Origin of the sequence: Sphingomonas oligophenolica (genome assembly GCF_039522915.1) — a bacterium.
GTDB classification, from domain to species: Bacteria; Pseudomonadota; Alphaproteobacteria; order Sphingomonadales; family Sphingomonadaceae; genus Sphingomonas; species Sphingomonas oligophenolica.
In genome coordinates, this window is sequence record NZ_BAAAEH010000016.1 from 79,325 (window position 1) to 101,484 (window position 22,160).

At 59.5% G+C, this 22,160-nt stretch carries 14 protein-coding genes; 8 read left to right on the forward strand and 6 right to left on the reverse strand.

The genetic code is table 11. The features are described 5' to 3' along the window. The first annotated feature begins 611 nt into the window (after nt 1–611). Nucleotides 612–2,981 (forward strand): P-loop ATPase, Sll1717 family, encoded by a 2,370-nt coding sequence (locus tag ABD050_RS09445; RefSeq protein WP_343889042.1) that lies wholly within the window; start codon nt 612–614, stop codon nt 2,979–2,981. A 145-nt stretch (nt 2,982–3,126) separates the two neighbouring features. Here ABD050_RS09445 and ABD050_RS09450 read toward each other — a convergent pair whose 3' ends face one another. Next, complete coding sequence (locus ABD050_RS09450) at nt 3,127–6,504, reverse strand: TM0106 family RecB-like putative nuclease (protein WP_343889139.1); 3,378 nt, start codon at nt 6,502–6,504, stop codon at nt 3,127–3,129. 49 nt (nt 6,505–6,553) lie between these two features. Here ABD050_RS09450 and ABD050_RS09455 point away from each other — a divergent pair, with 49 nt between their 5' ends. Next, nucleotides 6,554–7,603: a helix-turn-helix transcriptional regulator gene (locus tag ABD050_RS09455; protein WP_343889043.1), complete on the forward strand. Its 1,050-nt coding sequence runs from the start codon at nt 6,554–6,556 to the stop codon at nt 7,601–7,603. 43 nt (nt 7,604–7,646) lie between these two features. Here the strand turns inward: ABD050_RS09455 and ABD050_RS09460 are convergent, their stop codons facing one another. Both ABD050_RS09460 and ABD050_RS09465 read right to left on the reverse strand, forming a co-directional pair. Further along, a complete protein-coding gene (locus tag ABD050_RS09460; RefSeq protein ID WP_343889044.1) occupies nt 7,647–7,910 on the reverse strand; it encodes a DUF3892 domain-containing protein in 264 nt (87 codons plus the stop codon). A 2-nt stretch (nt 7,911–7,912) separates the two neighbouring features. Further along, nucleotides 7,913–8,125 carry a hypothetical protein gene (locus tag ABD050_RS09465; protein WP_343889045.1) on the reverse strand — a complete coding sequence of 71 codons (213 nt, stop codon included), beginning with the start codon at nt 8,123–8,125 and terminating at the stop codon, nt 7,913–7,915. A gap of 243 nt (nt 8,126–8,368) precedes the next feature. On the opposite strand from ABD050_RS09465, the gene ABD050_RS09470 reads away from it, so the two are divergent. Continuing rightward, the gene (locus ABD050_RS09470; RefSeq protein ID WP_343889046.1) at nt 8,369–10,099 is read left to right on the forward strand and encodes a hypothetical protein; all 1,731 of its coding nucleotides are present in this window, start codon (nt 8,369–8,371) and stop codon (nt 10,097–10,099) included. Between the two features lie 292 nt (nt 10,100–10,391). Continuing rightward, nucleotides 10,392–14,099, forward strand: a complete 3,708-nt coding sequence (locus ABD050_RS09475; RefSeq protein ID WP_343889047.1) for an AAA family ATPase — start codon at nt 10,392–10,394, stop codon at nt 14,097–14,099. Between the two features lie 305 nt (nt 14,100–14,404). On the opposite strand, the gene ABD050_RS09480 is transcribed toward ABD050_RS09475, so the two are convergent. Both ABD050_RS09480 and ABD050_RS09485 read right to left on the reverse strand, forming a co-directional pair. Then, nucleotides 14,405–14,575, reverse strand: coding sequence for a hypothetical protein (locus ABD050_RS09480; protein ID WP_343889048.1), 171 nt, complete (start codon nt 14,573–14,575; stop codon nt 14,405–14,407). Between the two features lie 123 nt (nt 14,576–14,698). Beyond that, a complete protein-coding gene (locus ABD050_RS09485; protein WP_343889140.1) occupies nt 14,699–15,019 on the reverse strand; it encodes a DUF736 domain-containing protein in 321 nt (106 codons plus the stop codon). A 414-nt stretch (nt 15,020–15,433) separates the two neighbouring features. On the opposite strand from ABD050_RS09485, the gene ABD050_RS09490 reads away from it, so the two are divergent. From ABD050_RS09490 to ABD050_RS09505, 4 genes are all read left to right on the forward strand, one after another. Next, nucleotides 15,434–15,823 (forward strand): hypothetical protein, encoded by a 390-nt coding sequence (locus ABD050_RS09490; protein WP_343889049.1) that lies wholly within the window; start codon nt 15,434–15,436, stop codon nt 15,821–15,823. A gap of 9 nt (nt 15,824–15,832) precedes the next feature. Then, entirely contained in the window at nt 15,833–16,420 is a 588-nt protein-coding gene (locus ABD050_RS09495) for a hypothetical protein (RefSeq protein ID WP_343889050.1), read from the forward strand. 738 nt (nt 16,421–17,158) lie between these two features. Continuing rightward, nucleotides 17,159–20,374 carry a DUF4062 domain-containing protein gene (locus ABD050_RS09500; RefSeq protein ID WP_343889051.1) on the forward strand — a complete coding sequence of 1,072 codons (3,216 nt, stop codon included), beginning with the start codon at nt 17,159–17,161 and terminating at the stop codon, nt 20,372–20,374. A gap of 423 nt (nt 20,375–20,797) precedes the next feature. Further along, nucleotides 20,798–21,823, forward strand: coding sequence for a hypothetical protein (locus tag ABD050_RS09505; protein ID WP_343889053.1), 1,026 nt, complete (start codon nt 20,798–20,800; stop codon nt 21,821–21,823). 36 nt (nt 21,824–21,859) lie between these two features. Here ABD050_RS09505 and ABD050_RS09510 read toward each other — a convergent pair whose 3' ends face one another. Beyond that, nucleotides 21,860–22,144, reverse strand: a complete 285-nt coding sequence (locus ABD050_RS09510) for a helix-turn-helix domain-containing protein (RefSeq protein ID WP_343889054.1) — start codon at nt 22,142–22,144, stop codon at nt 21,860–21,862. Nucleotides 22,145–22,160: the final 16 nt, after the last annotated feature.

The window sequence follows — 22,160 nt, forward strand, 5'->3', positions numbered from 1 at the left end:
CAGTCACGCTTGAGCGGCGGGCTGCATCCGAAGGACCGGAACGAAGAGGAGGACCTGGCCAAGGGCCAGGTTGCGACCCGCCGCGGCGGGACTAGAGGGCAGCGACGCCCACCCCGCTATTCAGACGCCGGAGGCCAACGCCATCGCGTCCGCGCGATGTCCGCTACCCTTCGCAGCGCACGCGCTGCCCGGCTCCAGCGGAGCCCACAGAGAAGCACCCTCGAATCCGGCTGGCCGGCGCGGCGACGTGCGCTCGGGCCTGGGGGCCAGCCGTCGCCGCGCCCTCCGGCCGGATCGAGCGTGCCACGCGAAAAACGAAGGCGCTGCGACCCCCGGCGGCTTCGCAGAAGTCCGCCAGTGCGCGCTCACTCGCCGTCGCGTTCCGCTTTGCCGGCCATCGGCCGGCCCACGTCAGCGATCGTCGCCCGAAGGGACGAGACGCCGAAGGTGGCCCGGTGGAGCGAAGCGGAATAGAGCGCGGCCACCCGCCAGGGTGGGACGCCACCAAACACCAACCCCGCCCCAGAATTTCACGCATCGCGGAATGCGATCCCATTGACCGCCACGAGTGACGCGCCGATACTTCCCTACCAAATTGCGGTTAGGGTCCTATGTCGATAAACTCGCGCGAAATTGCTTTTGTCGCTTATTCCTCCGGTGATCGCGTCGTCAGCGATATAGTTTTTGAGGCGGTTCGTCGGGCAAATGCTAAGCCCCTACCTGTGCAATTCGAACCTTGGGAATTCAATGATGTTCCAGGGACGCCGCTCATATCACCCATTCTGGAAAAAATAGACGAATCTGCCTTCGTGGTGGCGGATATTACTTATCTGAATTTGAACGTCATTTACGAGATTGGCTTCGCCATCGGGCGCTCCAAACGCGTGTTTCTGATCCGACATTCAGGTACTATCGGGGACAAGGCGTTAGCAAACACGGCCGGAATCTTCGACACGCTGGGTTATCATGAGTATTCGACCCTTGAGGACTTACAGGCCCGCCTTTCAGCCCATATCGATCTCACGCCGCTTTCAGTTGCCTTCCCGCTCAACAGAAAAGCGCTAATTTATATTGTAGAACCACCCACGCGTAACCAAGCGGTCAAGCTTTTGCTTTCAAGGTTAAAAAAGGCGGGATACAGTTACCACCGCACGTTTAACCCCGACGAGGATCTCCGACTTTCCGCGACGGAAGCCGTGCGGCAGGTCGCCGAGTCATCTGGGGTAGCCATTCCGCTGCAGGATGATTCCATCGACGGGTCTAAGCTGCAAAATATTCGAGGCATGTTTGTCGCCGGACTCGCCGACGGAATGGCAAAGCCTCGCCTCCTGATTGCCCCTTCAGCCTACATCGCCCCGCTTGATGTGAGAGATACAATTAGGGCTTACAAGAGAGAGGAAGATATCGTTGATGCCGTAGCCGATTTTTGCCCGGAAATTGTGGAGTACAGCTCGCAAGCCGACCCGAGCGCTATCGAGTTTCAGACAAAGCTCCAAGCGCTAGACGTCGGCGACCCTCGTGCCGAGAATGAGATGCCGACGCTCGGTCGCTATTATCTGCGGACGCATGAATACGAGCGCGCGCTCGGGGGTGAAGTTAACTTGGTAGTTGGACGGAAGGGGTCCGGCAAAACCGCACTTTGGATTAGCGTCCGAAACAAAACCCGATCCGACAAGCGCAACATAGTCGTTGATCTAAAGCCAGAAGGCTACCAGCTGATCAAACTCAAAGAGGACATTCTTGTTCATTTAACAGAAGGGGCGAGAGAGCACCTTATTACAGCCTTCTGGGAATACCTTATTCTTCTCGAAGTTGCTTATAAACTACTTGAGAAAGACCATAACACATACCGACATAATCATAGCCTTTATCAGCTTTATGTGGACTTGGAGCGATCATATCGCACACCAGACTTTTCGGTCGAAGGGGATTTTGCGGAACGGTTGTCTAAACTTTCCGAAAAGATCATAAACGAATATCGCGCTCGCTTTAGCCAAGAGGATGGCCAGCGTCTCAGCGCGGCCCAAGTCACAGAATTGCTGTATTCTCACGACCTTCGCGATCTCCGGAAGCGCATTTCTGACTATCTGGACCACAAAGAATCAGTGTGGGTACTGTTCGACAACCTCGATCGTGGCTGGAGCACTCAGGGTTTTGATGTGCTTGATGCCATTGTTCTCAGGTGCCTTGTTGACGCAGGCCGCAGGCTTGAACGAGAAATGCGAAAAGCTGATCACTCATTTCATTGCATCGTGTTCGTTCGGAATGACGTTTACGATCACTTGATGCGGCACAGCACTGACTACGGAAAAGAGCTGAGGGCGACGCTCGACTGGTCTGACCCAGATCTCCTGAGAGAAATGCTCCGACTGCGATTGGTCTCGGCCTTGGAGTCGACCCCAGACGTGCCATTTGACAGGTTCTGGAGACAGATTTGCGTCCCGCACTATCAAGGAGAGGAGACATCCTCCTACATGATAGAGCGATCTCTCATGCGGCCACGAAACCTCCTGAAGATTTTCAGTCACTGCAAGGGGTTCGCCACCAATTTTCGACACGAAAAGATCGAACACGACGATATAACCAAGGGCATAAAGGCTTACTCTGAAGATCTTCTGCAGGAATTGGATCGTGAGTTAAGCGATGTTCATCCCGAAGCGAGTGAGCTACTTTATTATTTTCTCGACTCCAAAAGCACGCTGTCCCGGCCTGAAATCGACGGAATCTTAAAAAAGGCGGGTATCGAAGAAGGTCAGCACACTACTGTCATCGATTTCTTGCTGTACTACGGCGTACTTGGCATTCGCTCAAATGGGTCGGATTATTTTATCTACAATGTAAATTACGATCCAAAGATCATAAAAGTGAGAGCCACCCGCGACCCCTCCCTCAGCTATATTATCAATCCAGCTTTTTGGCCGGCGCTAAATATTGAGCACGCCCCTTCCCCGCTGCTAGATATTGGAGTCCCCACATCCTAGCGCGCCTGCACAACGCGCCTTGTACCGACCGATCAATAGCGGCTTCGCGCGAATTCATAATTGCTCGGCGCGGCGCCTTCATGCTCCCGACGGGCGGCATCCGATTAATCGCGATGCTTATCAATATCCGCTTACGCCTACAGCGTCATAGAAGTGCCCCGATCCGTTGATTTTCGGCGAACTGCTTCGCCCAACACAAGCCGTCGACAAGCTCCATCTGCGCGATCGTCGAGCAGGGAATTTCGAGGAGCCGCGGGTTCGCATAGATCACGGCGAGGCATCGGGCTCGGCTGATAGCGACATTCAGACGATTGCGGCTGTAGAGAAACTCAATGTTGCGCGGCAAATCCTCTCCCGACGACGTCGCCATGGAAACCAGCACGACCGGCGCCTCCTGACCCTGAAATTTGTCCACGGTGCCGACACGCGCGCCCTCAGGGAGTAAGCGTTTCAACATCTCAACCTGCATGTTGTATGGCGAGACGACGAGGATCTCCTCCGTCCCGATCCAGTGGCGGTCACCGTACCGGTCGGTCCAATGGGACCCGATCAGCGCGCAATAGGTCCTAGCAAGGCGCTCGGCTTCCTCCTGCGAACGCTGGGTACATCCCGAATGGTCCACGTCCACGAAACGAAGGCCAGCGGGTGCGAGCGCCTCGGGGTCTTCGGCTACGTCCACCTCGATGCGCTGCCGCCCGGTTGTCGGTTCGGCCTCAAGCCGCCGGTCGTACACAGCTTCAGAGATGAAGCGGCACAGGTCCGGGTGCATCCGACGAGTGGTTGGAAGGAAGATGCCTTGATCCGGCGGGACTGTGGAATGCCCCTCCAGCAGATGATCGAGCGCGGACCGCCCGCTATCGCCCGGATGCGTTCCCTTGATCGGCTGTGATAGCTGCATCTGGTCGCCTACCAGTACGACGTTCCTGGCGGAGGTTCCCATCGCCACGACGTTGGCGAGACTGACCTGTCCCGCCTCATCGATAAAAAGATAGTCGAGCGTTTGGTCTAGGTCCTCACGGGCGAAGAGCCAGGCCGTGCCGGCAACGAGTTGGTGGTGTGGTGCCACGCCGCTGCCACTCCCACCCACGACGTCGACGATCCAGTTACCGGTGCCAAGCATTTGGTCTTCCCGCGTGGACTTCTTCATGCCGTGGCACGACAGTCCCTGCGCCTTGGCCATGATCTCCACTTCCTTGAGCAGATTGTTGATCGCCTTGTGCGAATTGGAGGCGACGCCGACGCGCTGACCGTCCGCCAGGAGCGCGACGATCGCCTGCGACGAGGTATAAGTCTTACCCGCGCCCGGCGGGCCCTGGATGAGGAGATAGCTGCAGTCGAGCGCTCGGAGGGCATCTAACACGCCCTCGGTCACATCGATACCTTCGGGGACGATAGCTTGGCCCAGCTCTCTGCCTTCGAGGCGCGGTCGGTCGCGGCACATCATCGCGGTGACCGCGGAGTACCTGTTGCCGCCCCCCGCAACGTCCTCGGCATAGCGGTGAACGGCCGCGCGGAGCACCTTGTCACCAAGTGGCCCCTCGGGAATCAGTGCGCAACCGGCCTCGATCGGCGAGCGGCTTGGCCCGACTTTCAACTCGACGACGCGCTCTTCCTCATCGAGCGAGACGATCTCGCCAGCGGGCTCCAACGTTCCGGACCGCACCGGCTCGTCGCCGACCCGCATTTTGAAATCCTGCGCGGGAAAGGTGAAGGCGTGAACCATGGACCTCTTGTCTTTCCATGGCAGGCGGGTCGGATGGGGCTGAAGGTTGGCGATGCTCTCCGCGTCGTCCAGCAGTGCCTCGGCGTCCATATCCTGCCGTGTAAACATCGCCCACCATGTGGGCTTGGCCTCACGACGATGGAATTCGAGCAGATCAACCAGCAGATGTCGCCAAGGAGCGTCATCGCCAGCGATCAGAGCTTCGGCCAACCGGCGGGTGCGCTCGTCCGCCTCTTCACGCGCCGCCACCTTGACCGGATCGGCGGGCTTCAAAGCCCTGCCGGTGAACCACTCAGTTTTCGCCGGACGCAGAGACAGCAGCCAGTCCCGGCACATGCGTGTCGAGCGGCAGTCGATCTCATTATAGTCGGCAATCTCCCGCAAAAGCTGTTCACCGCCGAGACGGCGCCAGCGCTCGTAGATTACGATGCTGTCGCCGGCGGTCTTGACCTCTCCGCGACGGCCGCCGGGCAAATAGAAGGCTTCCATGTTCTTGATGGAATATCGCGGTTCCGACGTCCGGATCGCCTCCGCGACAACCTTGTAGAGGTCGACCAGACGATCCCCGCGTAGCAGATCGTCGACCTCGCGCTCGCGCGTGCCGTGATACATCGCCAGCTTCTTCAGAGCCGTCTGCTCGTAGGACGCGTAATGGTAGATGTGTGCGCTTGGGCGGCGCGCGAGACGCGCGGTCATGAAGTCGACCGTCTGCTCGAACGCCACCTTCTCGGCAGCCCTGTCGTGCGCCCAGAAGGCGTGAAAGCGATCTTCTCCCCCATCCATGGCGACGAGACCGAACAGATATTCCAGGCCGCCGTCGTACAAAGGGTCTCCCTCCATGTCGAAGAACATGTCGCCGTCGTCCGGGCGAGGCAGCCGAGCAAACCCACGACCCTGTGTCGCCGGGAGAAGTTCGACGCGCTTTTCGCCCGTCCGCCGCTGATGGGCTTGCAGGCGTGCCTGTGCCGAGAGCTTGGCGACTGTTGCCGGTTGGATACCCGCGATTTTCGTGCCGGCGGGCACCGTCGCCAGGGCGGTGATGTCGTCGATACCGGCCTGGCGGAGCGCGGCGGTCTGGCTGCGGCCCATGCCGGCAACGATCGAGAGATGGTCGGCGGCCTCCCACTCGTCGTTGCACCGTTCTGACCAACGGCAAAAGGTGCAATGGCCGCAAGGATCTCCGGCCGAAGTCGCGGGCAGGCTCTCCACGAACGCTTCGTAACGTTGTCGCGCGATCGAGAAATAGTGGAGCACGGAAGAAGTGCGAAGTGTCGCGATTTCGCCAGTGCCGAGCACGACATGCATCGATGGCGGCGCAACGCCTTGCACGTCAGCCAACATGTCAGCGTAAACGCACAGCTGGAGAACGTGCTTTGGTTTGGCTGATCGGGCGAGCTTCGTATCTGCCACGTCGTAGGCGAAATTGCCGAGCAGTGAGGTCACGCCGTCTCGCTTCAAAAGGAAATCGGAATAGCCGTGCCACCGCCCCACCAGGAACGCGCCCTGGTAAATTACATCGTGTCCACCCTGCATAGCGCGACGGGTTGCACCGGCTCGATCCTCCAGCGTGCCATCTGAAGAAATCTCCACGACCGAGCGGCCCTCGTCCCGGAGTCGTTGTAGATAAGCCTGCTCATGCTCGATGCCCTTCTGCTGGAGAAGGACCGCGCTCTCGTCGTCGGGCGGAAAGCTGGCGGGACTGACCAAGTTCCGTACGTCTTGCACAGTGGCGTGGGCGCATCCCATGAAGTTGACGAGGTCGCTCGCCGAAAAGATCGTCCGTCCTTGGTGCCTCAGCATTCCCGTCACTCCCAATGCGGATCATGATCCGCTCGACTCATCATGCCAAATGATCATGATCACCGTAGACGACAAAAGCTGTCATATCCGGGTGGAGGCTCACATTTCCTATCGTAACGCGATTGATCTGCTGACGATAGCGGCTCGCGCCGCCTCGATGCGGGGCGTCAGTCTCGCCGAGATCGAGGAAATCCTCGAACGGGATTATCGAACCGCTCAGCGCGTCATTACTGCACTTGGCGAGCGGTTTCCGGAACTTGAGAAGGTCAAAGACGAGGAAACCGGTAAGGCAAGATGGAAGCTGCCGTACAAGGCGGTCGCACCACTGCTGACCCCAACGGCCGAGGAACTAGCCGCTCTTACTTTGGCGGAGGAGATACTCGGCAAGGGTGCCGGCATAGATCAGGTCGAAGCGCTTCGCTGCCTGCACGCAAAAATCCTTGCACTAATCCCCGGCGATCGCAGCCGCCGCATCGAGGCTGACGAAGAAGCCCTTCTCTTGGCACTCGGCCACGCTGCGCGACCGGGTCCCAGGCAGGTGGGGCGAGAGAACGTCGACGTGGCGATTTCGACCGCGCTTAAGGGCTCCTCCCTCCTGCAAGTCCGATACCGTGGTTGGAAAGATTCCGCCGCCCGTGATCGCGTGCTCGCGCCACATGGCCTTCTGCTCGGTGCGCGCCGCTACCTCGTCGCCGTCGACCTTGGAAAGATCGGCGGCGGATTGCAGCACTTCCGCGTGGACGCGATCGAGGATGCGACCGTTCTATCCAAGTCGTTTGTAAAGAAGGAAGGGTTTGATCTGGATGAGCATGCCGAACGCTGCTTCGGCTCCTATCAGCAGGAAAGCGGAGTTCACGACGTCGTGTGGCGCTTCGCGCCGAAAGCGGTCACTCGGGCAGAGGGGTTCCTATTCCATCCCACTCAGACGACCGAGCAAGGCGCGGACGGTTCTCTGATCGTGCGATTCCGCGCGGCAGGCCTGCTGGAAATGTGTTGGCATCTCTATATGTGGGGTGACGCGGTAGAGGTACTATCTCCCCCACAACTCGCAGAAATGATCAAAAATCATAGGCGCTCGGACTTCCCCTCGATGCCTTGAACCACAAAGGGCCGGAGCGAGGCTCCGGCCCCAGGGCCCGACTTCAGCAATCCGGCAGATCGTCCAGGTTGTTGCGCGTCGTAGTATCGCGATCGGTCCGGAGGTATTTCCCCGTCGGACCGTTCACTACCCGAATTTTTGTTTCCGGGTAATGCGTCCAGTTGACCCAATACTCATGGGTGTTGGTTTCGATGTCGCTGATCGCATCAGCCTTGCTGCGGGGCGACCAACTTTCCCCCGCGTTACAAAGACGGGTGATATCACCTTGCGAGTTCTTGCCGCTGGCGCGGACATAGCGCTTGGCCATTGCTAGTTCTCCTTGACGGTGGTGTTGGGGCTGGCCTTCCCGTGCGCGGTGGTCACGTACCGCCCCGAGATGGCACTTCTGTAGTGGCTACCCGAGCCGCCGCTCGGCCCCGCGCTCTCGCGCAGCGTCGTGTTTGGGCTGGCCTTGCCGTGTTTGGCGGTGACGTACCGCCCACTGATCGCGCTGCGGAAGCCGCCGCCTCGACCCTTGCTCATTGCGTTCTCCATCGTTGCTGCGACTCGTGTTTATCGCTGCGGACAATTTGGACCAGAAGGGCGACAGATCGTGTCGCATTGAAATTCACTCAGCGCGGAGGAAGTGAGAAGACGCGATTCCAGATGCCTTTGAGCACAAAGGGTCAGGTTAGCCTTGTCTTTGCATCAGTCAGGCCTAGTCTTGCGGTCCCGAGCGTCCATCGTAATCGCTCTTTGCGTAATTCCGAAGTGGTCAGGGGCGCAATGGATAAGCATCTTGGACTGCTGGTCGTGCACGGGATCGGTGAGCAAAAGCGGTTTGAGACGACGCGGCAACTCGCGCGCTCTATTCTCGCCGGGCTTGAGGCCAGGGGCGCGGGAGCGCGTTTCTCACTGATTGACCGGGCCAGCACCCCCGAAAGCATGCCGATGAACTGTCCTCGCGTTGATCTCGACGGCAGCCCCTTCATGATCGCCTGCGCGACCAAAGGCAGCAACAGCACAATCTATGTTCACCTCCACGAGGTGTGGTGGGCTGACCTCGGAGCGCCGGCAACCCTGGGTGAGCAAATCCGCTTCTGGCTCTGGGGTCTCGGTCAATGGGGGGCACAGGTAATCTGGAAGTCGCACTTCAAAGAAAATCCGAGCAACACCGACCTATTCATGGAGCCTCCCACCAAATACTGCGACGTCAAAGATAAAATACCCTCTGCAAAGCCGCGGCCGTTTGCGCGAGCGATGCTGTTCCTGTCGGGTTTTCTCGCGCTCCTCACCCTCTTTTCCTGGGAGGCGGTCAAGCGCGCGTTCTCATGGCTGTCGCCCGTCGCGGGTTCGCCAGCTATTCTCACCAGTTATATCGGTGATGTGCGCATTTACACGCAAGGCCCGGGCAAAGGAGGTGGCAACATCACCGATATCGGTCAGCCGTGGCGGGCAACCATCCGCCGCCGAATGGTGAGCCAGATGGTCGCCATGGCCGAACGCGACTACAATCGCTGGTATATTTTAGGTCACAGCCTGGGCAGTGTGCTGGCCTTTAACGGCGTGCAGGAAACCGAATGGAACCTACCTAATTATCTGGATCCGGCGCAGGTCGAGCGGTTGAAGCAAGACCAAGCTGACAACAGAGATCCAAAGAAGGTAACGCTTTGGACTTCAGAGACGCCAGATGCGGGTGATCCCGAGCCCGACCTCGGGCGAATGATGCCGCGGAGGCCGGTATGGCTCGACAAAAATGACCGAATTTCACGGCGTGCGTTGTTCGCCAAATTCGGCGGACTGGTGACCTACGGCTCGCCACTCGACAAGTTCGCGGCATTATGGCCGCGCATCGTTCCGATCAATAAGCAGCGTGATGTCTTCCCCACCGACGCTGACTGGATCAATCTCTCGGACGCGACCGATCCGGTTGGCGCTAACATCACAGCATTTGAGGAAGGCTGGAGTATTGGTACAGCTCCGGCGAGCTCACCGCTCAACATTCGCGTAAAAGCGTCCGCATTCTTTCTGCTCGCGCATATTCGCTATTTCCTGGCGCCGTCGCCAAGTAAGGACGACCATCCCGAAACCCGCGCGTTGGTGAACCTGCTTTTCCCCCAAGACGGCAAGACCCCGCGCCTGAGCGAAGCGTTCGCGCGCGCCGGGAACCAATACGGAAACAGAGCGGCGCGCGTGATGCTCGCGATCGCCTGGGTGATCGGACTGGCGTTAACCCTTATCGCTGGAACGTCCTTGCTTGCTCTAGTCCTGAAGAGTCTCGGGGATACATTCTTCAAAAAGCTGACGGCGTCGCTCAGTGGGAACTGGCCGGACTGGACATGGCTCCACAGTCTTCGGCTCTGCCCGAACCTACCGGAGCGTACCTGGCATCGCTTTACCGGACTACTGAAAATCCTTCCGGTTGAGGGTTTCGCCGGGACAATGCTGACTACGCTTTGCCTAGCATGGCTAGTTGTGTTCGTTGCCGGATGGTGGCGACGGTACACCGAGATCTGACGCCGACTGTTTACATGTAATCTCGGTGCGAGAGCCATCTCTCAATCGAATTTGCTGCTGGTTCTGTGATCGACGTGCGCTTGCGCTGCAGCGCGAATTTTGGTCGTGATGCGAATCGCGTGACAAGAAGTAGAATATTCGCGAAGCTTCGACGGTGGCAACCAGGCACGATTTCTCCCTTGCGGTTCGAAACCTACTTGCGCGACGCGTCGGCGATATTTGCTCGCGTCCAGGCTGTGACCAGACTACTTCCGGTCCTGGCTTCGATCCAGCCAAGGCAATCAGTCTCGGTGTGGCGGCGCACATAACCGCCGCAGCACCGGGCGGTCCGCGCTATAATCCGACCCTCACACAACAAGAGCGCAGCGGCTCTGGTAACGGCATCTGGCTATGCGTGCAGTGCTCAAACCTTATCGATAAGGACGCGTCAGCCTATCCAGTCGAGATTCTCCAAAATTGGAAGGTCAAGGCAGAAGAGCGGGCGCGCGGTCGGCTGGCGGTTACAAAAGGAAATCTCGCCCAAGACTTTATGGTCCCGACAGTCGAGTCGCTCTATCGCCGAAATTTTGAGCGGTTCGTTAGGGAATATCTCGGCGGCCCCGGCAAAGTCGTCGCCTTTGGTGGCCGCGACGAAGTTTTCGATACCCTGGACGCTTGGCTTTCAGATCCCGGCGGCATGCGTCGCGTGTTGGTGACGGCGCCTGGCGGGATGGGCAAGAGCGCTCTCCTGTTGCGTTGGAGCGAAGCCGTCCGCGCGCGCGTCGCCACGGTTTATGTTCCCATCAGCATTCGATTTGAGACCAGCTCGGCGCAGGCATTTTATAGCCTGATGGCCGCCAACCTCGCCCGCATTGCCGGCCGTCCACTACCACCGACGACCGCCGATATCGCGGCGACGCATGCTGAATTCTGCGCTGATCTCCTCGATGCGTTTGATGCAGAGGGGCGGCCGCTGTTGATCGTGATCGATGGTCTTGACGAAGCGATCGGCTGGGAGCCGAACGAAATTCTATTCGGACCCGATCGCCGTAACACCAAAATCTTGGTCGCTGCGAGACCGATGCTAAGTGAGCCCGATCAGCGACCTGGCGAGCGATGGCTCGAGCGCCTGGGTTGGCATCTCGACCGAGACGCTGAGATTGTTGATCTGACGGCCCTCGACCGCGGCGGTGTGGCAGCCATCGTCGGGGGTCTCGGTTTAGGCATCTTGGACGGCTCTGTAAGCGTAATCGTCGACGAACTGTTTCGGTTGTCGGAAGGTGATCCGCTGCTGCTCGGTTATCTGCTCGAGGATCTCGCTAATTCGCCATTTATGACCTCCGCCGAGCTCACCGTAGATTTGCGTACGCGTGCTGCTGGATTTTCTGAATATTTTCGGATGTGGGTCGATCGCCAGCGACCGATCTGGGCGGCGGGCGGGCGTGATCCCTTGATCTTTGAGTCCGTACTGGCTCTTCTTGCTTCGGCGATCGGACCGCTCGCCCTTGGAGACATTGAAGCGCTACTCGACCGGATGGGGCATCCACCGACTGTCCTAGAGCGTCCTCTTCAGGATCTCGCGCGCTTTGTCCTGCGAGTCGAGGGTGGGTTTGTTCTCGCCCACCCACGACTCGGCGAACATCTGCGGACGAAGTTTTTCCGGTCTGGGGCACTCGTCAAGCGCGCCTGCCAGGCGATTATCGACTGGGGCGTTGCGACCCTCGATGCGCTAGAGAACTCAAGCGGAAGCGATAATGCTTCGATTTACCTGGTTCGGTTTTTCGTGCGGCACATGATCGACGCGGGCCTTCCCGCCGCAATGCTGGCACGCGTAGGGAAGGCAAGCTGGCTACTTGCCTGCGAACATGCCGAGGGGAGCCTGCTCGGCTACACACTGCAATTGCGGGCCGCAGCCGATTACGCCGTCGAACACGCCGCGGCCGACGATCCAGTGTTGGGTTGGTGGCTCGCCGCCGAGATAATCCTGAATTCTGTCCGCAACGCGTCGGCGATCCCGCCACAGCTCCTAGCGGCGAGTGTAAAGCATGGGCTGCTAAGCCCGAACCAAGCCGTCCAACAGCTCGCATATTCCAATCTCGACGCTCGAGCGCGCGGGTTGGTCGCCCTGCTGCCGTTTCTTCCCCAAGGCCAGCGCGTAGCGCGCCTCGAGGAGGCACTCGCGATCACGCCGACCATCGCTGATCCCGCGAGCCGGCTGCTCGCTCACGCCGCTGTGGTCGGCGCGCTGCCGCCGAGCGAGCGCCGCGACATATGGGAGGAAGAGCTCTGCGAGCTTTTCCCCACGGACCGCTCGATGCTGACCTGGCTGGAGCAGATCGACGCCGTCGCCGCAGTGGTGACCGACGAACGCGCACTTTGGATCGCCGAGAATGGGCTTGCTCAAGCGCAAGGGGGGACATGGCGCTATCTGCGCGAAGCGCTCAAGCATCTCGATGGGCGCGCGATCGCCTATGCCTGGGCGAGGATCCAGGACAAGGAGTATCCCAAGGAAACCGCCATATCGAGCATCGGAATTCCCTCAGGAGCGCTGGCATCGCTATTTCGATTTCTCCCTGCATCTACCCAGCAGCAGTGCTGGGCGGAGGCCCTCCAAATTGCTCGCGGCTTGCAGGACGGGTTCGAACGCCCACTCGCACTTGCAGAAATCCAGCCGGCGGTCCCGATCGCACTCCGCGCCGCGCTGGACGAAGAAATGTTGGAAATGACGCGCGAAGCCAATGTTAACGACCGGATCTGGGGCTTGTCAGCAATTGCCGAGCGGGCCCATGGACCCGTTGCAGTTCGTGCCCTCGAACTTGGTGCTGACTGCGCGATCGAGGAACTGTCGGGCTCGTCCTATTACCGGCTTGCGCCGTTCACCCCAATGTTGTCGGGGCCTCAGCTCGACCGCGCATTCGAAACAGCGGTCAGGGCAGGATATTCGGTCCGCTGCACGGCGCTTGAAGACCTTGCACCGAAGCTTGACGCCTCGCAGGTGCGCAGAGCTTTAGACAACCTGCGATGGTTCGACGATGCGTCCAGCGTGGGAGCGACACGCGTCACATTGGCGGGGCATTTGGGGGCCGCCGCAAGCGAGGCTGCCATCACTGCCTATCTGAACCGAATTGAGTTGACGGAGACATACTCAGAGCTGTGGTTGCTGCTTGAGTTCCTAGGCGGAGCTGCAATCCAGCGGGTGCCGATACCGCCACGAGTCTTGGTGGGGGGTATCCTAGAACAGCTGAAACGGGCAGTCCCGATCGATAATGAGGCCTCTGCTTTGTGGTGGCGTAGGATCATGGCCGATTTGGGAGAAGTCGCTGGGGACTGGACTTTGATGTCCGTCCTGGCGCCCTTCGTGCCTGATGAACTGATAGAGGTATTTCTAAAGCGCCTACCCGTCACCCCAGACTGGAACAAGAACGCGTCGCAAGTGGAAACGTGGGCGCGTCTGGCACAGCGCGATGACGCATACCGGCAGCGAGCGCTTGACCGCCTCGAGCGCTACAGGACCTCCATCAGTGACCGCAGTTGGCCAAGCGTTGCGGTCGCCGTCAGGCCCCTTCTACCGACCAACGAATCCGTCGCGCTCACCCAGCAGGCCATTGAAGCTGGCATACGCAGTGGTCCCGATCGCGACACGTTGATCCCGCTCCTCGAGTTAGGGGCCGATCCCGAGCTTGTAGTCGATCTGTACCTAGAAAGACCGGTCGGCATGAACGAAGCCATAGTGGACGGACTTCTCGCCCGGCTCGATGGCGCGCCATTGTCGCGCGTGCTCGACGACCTGACGGGCGGTACCGAAGTAACTCGTTCCACGGCGGTTATTCGCGAGGCCCGGATTTCGGCCGCCAAAGCTTTCAGGGTGCGTCAGCGGATCGCGGAATCCTCTCATAAATCGCGCCATGACTTGATGCGCGCGATTGCCGAGCAGGCAGAGCACCTTTTCCAACTCGAGGGAGAAGAAGGCATCCGTGCCGCGCTAGTAGGGATCGACACGATCGAACGGCGCTTTTCCTGAAGCGTAGAGCGCTCGTATGTCCTGACCGCCGACGTGTAGGATGCTTGATACACAAGCCAGACAATACACCTAAAACTGGTTGATCCGTCGTCCAAGTCGATGCAAAATGTGCCCTGACGGTTTTTGAGAATCTCTCTCAAGTTGTTGAGAATATGCCATTTATGAGCAGCACTCGTGCGTACGGTGGATAGCCCGTGCGCGGCGTGCATTGTAGCGACCCTCCGCACCTCCGATGCGCAGTCAATGAGTTCGCGGCAGCTCATCGCCGGGCAACGGTGGACGGTCAGGTACCCGCGCGAGGATCGCTAAACCTTCGTCGGGTTCGTGAAGACGATCGGTGATCGCGCTGATGCCGAGGCCGCGCCGACGTCATCGGCGGCGCGATGAAAGCACTCACGCCCCCTGCCCTTTTCGCCGTTTGCGAAAGCAATGGCGTCTCCAAGGCCTGCGGCAATCTTGTCGGCAGCGCTCTTCATTTGTGATCCTCGCGGCATGCTCCAGTTGCCAATGCGAATGCCTGATATCGTGAAACGTGGTGTCATTCGAGCCGCTTGCGGCGAGGGTGCCGCGCCCAGCATCACCGGGCGCGGTCACCGTGATCAGTCCCGCCGGCTCTGGCGCGACCAAATCAGAGAGTGGGTCTTGCCATCGCTGTCCTCGAAGAGGTTTGCATAGATCGGAGCCGTGAAGCTCGGATCGTCGAGCTTGAGGCCGAGATACTCACGGCCCTCATTTGAGGTCTTGGTCCATGCCGCGCCGATCTCGGCCCGCCCGACGAGAACCCGGTGGCTGGGCGATGCATCGCTCGGTCGGCTGGTGTCGGGCACCAGGCGAACATTCCTGGCCTGAAGCGAAAGGGTGATGATCTCTCCGGTGAAGGAGCCGTCCGACGTCTTCGTGAAAATGCCGATCTGTGCCATGTCGATAGTCCTTTGCTGATCCTCGAAGCTGCCCATTGCGGCCTCGATGGCGGTCGACCGGCGCCGGGCGGGCTGCTCGCACCCAGAGGGCCGCAGCGAAGCGGAGGACGGCGAAAGCCCAAGCTTCTTGTCTCGCGAGGAAGCGTGGCACACGCGGGGAAGAAGGTTTGGCGAAGCCGTTGAGAGCAAAGCCCACCCGGTGCCAGACCCGCAATCAAGAGGCTGCCGGCGGCTTCGAGATCAGCAACAAAGAATGCAGACAATGTCGCTCCCAAGCGTAGCGACAAGATCGACGGAAGCGGATTCCGCGAACAATGTTCCTGCGCCGGGATTTCCGATTTGATCCGTGCTCAGAATGTCGTCGACGTCTTTCCCACAACGACGTACGTTACTACGATGCTCTAGGAGGGAAGCATGGCAAGTAGGGCTCAACCACCATCGGGAGGAGGTTACGACGCGCTAGCGGTTGCCGTCCTAATCGAAACCACATTTCGCGAATTTGAAGATTCAGTTGATGGAAGTTATCGCATTCCGCCTGAAGGTCGGGCTGCCATTCTCGACTTTGCGGGAAATCATTTTGACGAGATCGCGGGCCGGGCTCAGAATGTCGGCATCGATTCTGAGGAGTTCGCCCAGCAGATCGTGAGTCTGACACGCGAATTCCTGCAAATGGTCCGTTGGGATGCGCAGAATTCCGGATCACTGCGGCTTACGAGTGACGGCAGGCGCGAACTACCGTCCGACATGATTGAGAGGAACCTACCGTCCTTTGTGGCGTCACGGTGTCTTTGTTGGCCACAGTGAGCGACCGGCATGGCGAATGAGCTAGTCAAGGACGAGATCGACGCCCAATCCGGTCGGTTCGAGTTCCTCAAGCAAGCCCTGACATTAGGCCTTGCAGGGCTTGCAGGAACGGCAGCCTTTTTCACCGATACGTCGAAGATCCCCGTTGACACCTGGTCGATTTGGACGATCATCGTGATGGGCATTGCTCTGCTGACGACCGTGGCCATGAGCCTCATGGGAATCAGCGTTTATGCCAATCTTTTGAAAGCGATTTCCACCGGTGATGCACCAGACGATTTTCGCGGATCGTTAATAAGTCACGCACGGTCTGTCTTCCTTGCCATTTCTGCCACCGCCTTGGCGTTCGTCATCTACGCGGGCGCGCAGCTCGCCAATCATAAGGCACCAGCCTCCATGACCTCGGCGGAAGCCATTGGCGTCGCGAGGCGAGCCATCGTTGCAGGCGGCTGCGAAACGACATTTGAGACGCTAACCTACCGGAGCAACTCGATCTCGGCTGCTTTTGATTCGCATAGTTGCCACCGCCATTATGTCGTCGCGCTCGACCGGAAGGGCGGCGAGATCGCGTCGATCTCGTCGGTTCCGACGCCTTAGTAACGGTCCACGGCGCCAAATCAGCGCGTTAGGCAGATGTGAGCGGCGAGATGAGTTGCCGACGAAACGGCTAGTAGTTGAGGGCATGAGAGGTTGGAAATCCGAAGGTGGAGTTGATCGTCCCGGCGCAACGCCGAGCGCTCCCGCCATACGTGGGAATGATGATCGGCGTTGCGGCGACCAGAATCCCGAGGAGAAATCCGCGCCGCGACTTCAAATTTTGCTGGTGACCTATGATCCCAGCCGCCTCACATTGTGCCCTGACGGTTTACAAGATCATCTTGCAAGCCGTTGAAATTAGCTCGTTTATGAGCAGCACCCGTGCGTACGGCGGATTGCCTGTACGCTAAGTGCATTACCTCGACCAATCACCTCACACGCCTCGTCATTGCCAATCAAATGAGTCAAGCAGGGCTTAGCTTGGCTCTGTTCGTGGCAACGCGGTGCGAGCAAAATGGCGGACAACGCGGTCGATGGCGCACGGTTGACCGAACGGCCGTTCGGAAGCCCTGCCCTACATCCGGGCGCCAGCCTATGACGGCGGGGCACTATCTATTACCGCCGCTGCCGGATAAGGACGCAGACAGATTTCGAGCTGGGTCCTCCTGACGGGAATGCCCGTGGCTTGGCGCAGGTAAGTGTGACCATCGATCAAACAACGTCGACTGTTTCCTTTCGCAGCTTTCTTATTGACCTCATCTCTGCCAGAAATGGGTTGTTAGCAGAGGCGAAAATTAGGTGGCAAGAGAACCGAAAAACTATCTTGGCATTATGGTGTCCTCCACCTTTGCCGATCTTGAAAAGCATCGCGCGCAAGTAATCAAAGCAATCGATGATCTCGATTTCAAGCCCGTCGTCATGGAACATAGCGGCGCCAGCCCAGCCGATGTCATCACCCAAAGCTTAAACATGGTCGCCGATTGCGCCGCCTATGTACTCCTAATAAGCCACAGGTACGGGCAGACTCCCAAGGACAAGTCTAACCCGAATTTTCTCTCGATCACTGAACTGGAGTTCAATGAGGCGGTCAGGCTATCCCGCCCCCGCCTGCTCTTCGTTATGTCGGAAGATCACTCGATCACCAAGGCTCAGGTCGAAACCGATAGCGCCAAGCAGGCCAAGCTCGAAGCCTTCAAACAGCGGGCCAAGCTTGCCCACCCCGACAACCCTGACAGCGACCTTACCGCGATCTACCAAGAATTCTCCAGCCCCGACGATCTCGAGAGAAAGGCGGCGATCGCGATCGCCCGGTTGACCGCAACGTTACCGCGCCAACCGCTCCCCCCAACCACCCAGGACTTGACCGACTCCGAACTCGTAATGCCGCCAATTGTGCGGCCGAATCCGCCCGCGCTTCGGGCCGTTCCGGCCTATGGCGGCTTGCATAATTTCGTCGGCCGCAGAGCCGAACTTGAAACACTTGATGACTGGGCCTCTCCCAATGATGCGCACCCGATTCTGCTATTCGAGGCGATCGGCGGCAGCGGCAAATCGATGCTCACCTGGTACTGGCTCAAATCGTGCGATCATGCTGCCGCGGGAGATTGGACGGGCCGCTTCTGGTATAGCTTCTACGAACAAGGCGCCACACTGGGCGAATTCTGCCGCGAAGCGCTCAGCTACATGACAGGGCTTCCCGTTGAAGTCTTCCGGAAAGTGCGCGACCCCCAACTGGCCAACCACTTGATTGCGCAGCTCGATGCCGGGCGCTGGCTGCTGGTGCTCGATGGTATTGAGCGAATCCTGGTCGGCTACCAGCGCCTCGATGCCCCGCAAATGCGCGACGAGGAGGTTGGCGCCGCCACCGATCTCCTCGGGGAGCGCAATCCGTGCCGCTGCATCCGGCCAGAAGATGACGACGTGCTCCACCGCCTAGCGCAAGTCGCGAGATCGAAAGTCCTTGTTTCCAGTCGCCTCATCCCCGCCGCCTTCATAAATAATAGCGGCATCGCAGCTCCCGGCGTGCGCCGCGAACTGCTCAAGGGACTGCGCCCCCCCGACGCGCTGGCACTGTTCCGGGCTTGTAAGGTCGCGGGGCCCGCATCCGAAATCGAGGCGTTCCTCCAGGCGCATTGCGATGGCCATCCGCTAACCATCGGCGCGCTCGCCGGGCTGATCAACGATTACCCGCGCGATCACGGCGACTTCGTCAAATGGCGCGACGATCCGTGCCACGGCGGCGCGCTAAACCTTGCCAACTGCAATCTGGTGCAGAAGCGCAACCACATTCTCGACGCTTCCATCGCTGCTCTCGCGCCAACGACGCGCGAGCTGCTCCAGGGGCTCGCGATCCTGCGCGGCGGCGCCGACTACGAACTTCTGCTCGCCATCAACCCTTTCCTCCCGGGAAGGCCCGAAGAGGTTAAGGAACCCGAGCATCCTGAGAAGGCTACACCTGATTTATGGTCGAATGGAGACGACGCCTGGCGGCAGGAGAAGTTGGAAGAATTTGACCGTGCCTGTCAGGCCCATCGAGCCTATCAGGCCGATCTAGCAGTCTGGCAAGCCAATCCCGCAGTCAACTCCGCCCCGCGCGAACTCGACAAGGCGCTCGCCGATCTCGAGAGGCGGGGCCTGCTCCAATTCGACAGGCCCACGCACCGCTATGATCTGCACCCCGTCGTACGCGGCGTCGCCTCGGGCCGGATGCAAGCGGATGAAATTCAGGCCAGCGGCAGCCGCGTCGTCGATTATTGCCAGGCCAGGAGCCCCAAGCACTGGGATGACGCCCGTACACTCGCCGATGTTGAACTCGGCCTGCAAACCGTCTCCGCTCTGCTCCGGATGCGCCGCTTCGAGCAGGCCGCTGAGGTCTTCTTGTGCGGCCTCTCCACGTCCCTGATGGCCAATTTCGAAGCCAATGACTTGGTGCTGGCGCTGTCGGCCGGCTTTTTTCCCAATGGTTGGGACCAACCTCCAGCCCTGTCCTCAGCACCTTCGCTAAGCGGCATGCTAAACTATGCGGCGGTGGCGCTGGAATATGCCGATCCTGATCGCGCCTACGATCTGCTGGAGCGGGCGATAACGCTGGATTTGCAGGAGGATAGCGTCGAATCGCTCATGGCTCAAATCGCAAACTTCGCTCGGTTTTTCTCTCTTCCTGTCAAACAACGATTTCTGCAACTCAATCTTTCCCTGGCCAAATCCAGTCACGACGACGAACAGATTTTTCGGCGTTTGCTCAGCAGCGCCTCCCTAGCGCTTGATATTGGTAAGTATACTCAGGTGGAAAATATAAATGCTGATCTTGCTACACGTACACCACCGCTCGGTCGCAATTTATATCGCGCTGGAGAATGCGAATTTCTTGCAATAGTGTTAAACTATCAATTAGGTACTTTGGTCGAAGCTGAGTTAAAAGCCGGCGAGGATGTTGCGCACGCGGGGAACACGCGCGCTCTCCAGCGCAGTCTCGCGGCGCTGCATGGACGGTGGCTGCTAGATCAAGGCGCCCCTCTGCCCGCCATCACTCACTTACAAACCGCCATCTCCATGGCGCGTGACGTCGGCCGGAAGGACTTGATCGCCGAGGCGGCGCTAGCCCTCGCCCGCCTACGCTGCCAGGACGAGGATCTGCAAATCGAACCGGAGCGCTGGAACAGGTTCGGCGGCACCGCCGCACTTTACATCGCCTGGTTCTGGCAGGAATGCGGTGAGAGAGAGCGCGCGATTACCGCCGCTTCACGCGCCTTTCGCGATGCCCACGATCCCGGTGAACCCTATGTCTACCGCTGGGACGCGGACCGCGCCCGCGCGCTGCTGCTTGAGCTGGGCGCAACTCCGGAGGAAATCCCGCCCTACGATCCCGCCGCCGACCTGCCGTTCCCCTGGGAAGCTGATGTCCGAGCACTCATCGCCAAGCTCGACGCCGGGAACGCCGCCAAGGAGGCCGGCGACCAAGAGCAGCAGCCTGCGCCAATGCGGAAGCCACAGCGGCGGCGCGCTTCTAGCTGACAAGCTGTGCTTCGTCCCTGCTATGGCGGCAAGGACACCCACAGCAACATCGAGAAAAATGCGGCTAGGTGGCGCGCGGCAGATCGACGTGGCGTTAGGAATCCTGCTCTTACCTGCCCTACGCCACTCTTCGCCCGATCTCGGGGCGACATCCGACCACCGCCGCGGTCCGAGAAGGGACGCCGGAAGGCGTTCCTCTTGATCAAAGCGGTCCCGCTCAAACGAAGAACGAGACGGTCTGCTGAGCGCCCTAATCTCGGTCATTCGTGATAGGCGCTGTTGATCCTGAAATTGTCGTAGCTTTGGCATCCGGCGAGCCGCTGCTATTGGGTAGACAGCCGACGACATGGCGATCAGGCTGGCACCACATAGATGACCGATGGGTATCCATCGGCTCCGCAGCTCCGCTAAAAGCATTGAGGCATGAAGAAACTACGCGGCAAATTCGGCCTGGCGCTCGCGAGCTATGGCGTCATCTCGGCCTGCATAGTCGGCGAAGTCGGCTTGGCATACGCACTCAAGGCGTTCATCTGGGCACCGGATTGGACTGCGCTCCCGTTGATTCGCTTGAGCGCCGTGGCCGTACTGTGCGTCGTTACGCTCTGGTCTATGTACACCACCGCCGCGGTATTCGAGAAACGAGCGATCACCTCTTGGTGGCAGCCGGCCAGCGCCAGTGACGTATCCGACCTCAGCTGGGACGACGTCTATAAGCTCGTGGCGTTCGACAGGAAGCTCGACCCGCTCGGCGTCGAAGCCCGCGTGCGATGGAAATGGTGGATTCTCGCGCTGCCCATACAGATCTCGTTCCAGCTGGCTCTATGCAGCGTCGCGCTCAGCCTGTTCGATCTCCTGCAGAACCCAAGGCCCCGTGCGTTCCTGCTCGAAGGGTCCTCCGTCATGGGGGACAAGGCTCTTGCAAAGCCGCTCGCGGCCGTGATCGCGAACCCAGCCGCCTATCTGGTGCTCGTGGTGGGCCTCGCAACGATCTTCTTCACCCTCCGCCAGATCCGCGCAAAGGTCCGAGCCGACAGCCGCCAAGCCTGGATCCTCAAAGCACGAGAGTTGCTCGGCGAGGTCATCGCCTCGGTCGACGCGCACAAGATCGCACTGGCGGCGAACGACGCCAAGAAGGCCGAGAAACTCTGGAACAAGCTCAATCCGAAACGGCTCGAACTGGAACTGATGCTGAACCCCTCAGAGAAGGATCACCGCTTGCTGATGTATCTAATCCAACACTTCTCTGTCTGGAGAACGCCCGGCGTTGCCGCACAGGACGCGGAGATCCTGAAAGAGATCATCGCTGAGACCACTCCCGAGCCCAAGCGGCTGCTCGAATGGCACGGGATCCTGCTCACCCCGGATCGGTCCGCACTGGTGTCCTATATCCTGCGGCTTTCCCATGTTGTGCTGAAGCGCGAATGGGAACGGGTCAAACGTATACAATAATGGTCCGCGCCGCCTCCATTCCTCGATCAGGCGAACTCAAACCTTGGCAATGATCTTCTGAACACCGATGGGATCGGCCGCGATCATGGCGAGAAGCGTCCGCGCGCCGGCATCGGGCTGAAAGCGCTTCTGTTCCCAGTCACGCACCGAGCCGAGCGGCAGATGATAGGTTGCCGAGAACTGCTCTTGGGTCAGTTTGGTCACTTTGCGAATGGCCTTGACGTCGAGCGGCGCAGCTTCGCGCGCCCTCGTCTTGTCACCTCCCGCGTAGGCAATGGCGTCCTCGAACCCCGCCGCCATCTTGTCGAATGCACTCTTCATACCCTGCCCTCCTTGG

Excerpts from the sequence above, each read along its gene's own strand:
- ABD050_RS09445 (WP_343889042.1), top strand. The coding sequence starts at position 612 with ATGTCGATAAACTCGCGCGAAATTGCTTTTGTCGCTTATTCCTCCGGT.
- ABD050_RS09450 (WP_343889139.1), bottom strand. The coding sequence starts at position 6,504 with ATGCTGAGGCACCAAGGACGGACGATCTTTTCGGCGAGCGACCTCGTC.
- ABD050_RS09455 (WP_343889043.1), top strand. The coding sequence starts at position 6,554 with ATGATCATGATCACCGTAGACGACAAAAGCTGTCATATCCGGGTGGAG.
- ABD050_RS09460 (WP_343889044.1), bottom strand. The coding sequence starts at position 7,910 with ATGGCCAAGCGCTATGTCCGCGCCAGCGGCAAGAACTCGCAAGGTGAT.
- ABD050_RS09465 (WP_343889045.1), bottom strand. The coding sequence starts at position 8,125 with ATGAGCAAGGGTCGAGGCGGCGGCTTCCGCAGCGCGATCAGTGGGCGG.
- ABD050_RS09470 (WP_343889046.1), top strand. The coding sequence starts at position 8,369 with ATGGATAAGCATCTTGGACTGCTGGTCGTGCACGGGATCGGTGAGCAA.
- ABD050_RS09480 (WP_343889048.1), bottom strand. The coding sequence starts at position 14,575 with ATGAAGAGCGCTGCCGACAAGATTGCCGCAGGCCTTGGAGACGCCATT.
- ABD050_RS09485 (WP_343889140.1), bottom strand. The coding sequence starts at position 15,019 with ATGGCACAGATCGGCATTTTCACGAAGACGTCGGACGGCTCCTTCACC.
- ABD050_RS09490 (WP_343889049.1), top strand. The coding sequence starts at position 15,434 with ATGGCAAGTAGGGCTCAACCACCATCGGGAGGAGGTTACGACGCGCTA.
- ABD050_RS09495 (WP_343889050.1), top strand. The coding sequence starts at position 15,833 with ATGGCGAATGAGCTAGTCAAGGACGAGATCGACGCCCAATCCGGTCGG.
- ABD050_RS09505 (WP_343889053.1), top strand. The coding sequence starts at position 20,798 with ATGAAGAAACTACGCGGCAAATTCGGCCTGGCGCTCGCGAGCTATGGC.
- ABD050_RS09510 (WP_343889054.1), bottom strand. The coding sequence starts at position 22,144 with ATGAAGAGTGCATTCGACAAGATGGCGGCGGGGTTCGAGGACGCCATT.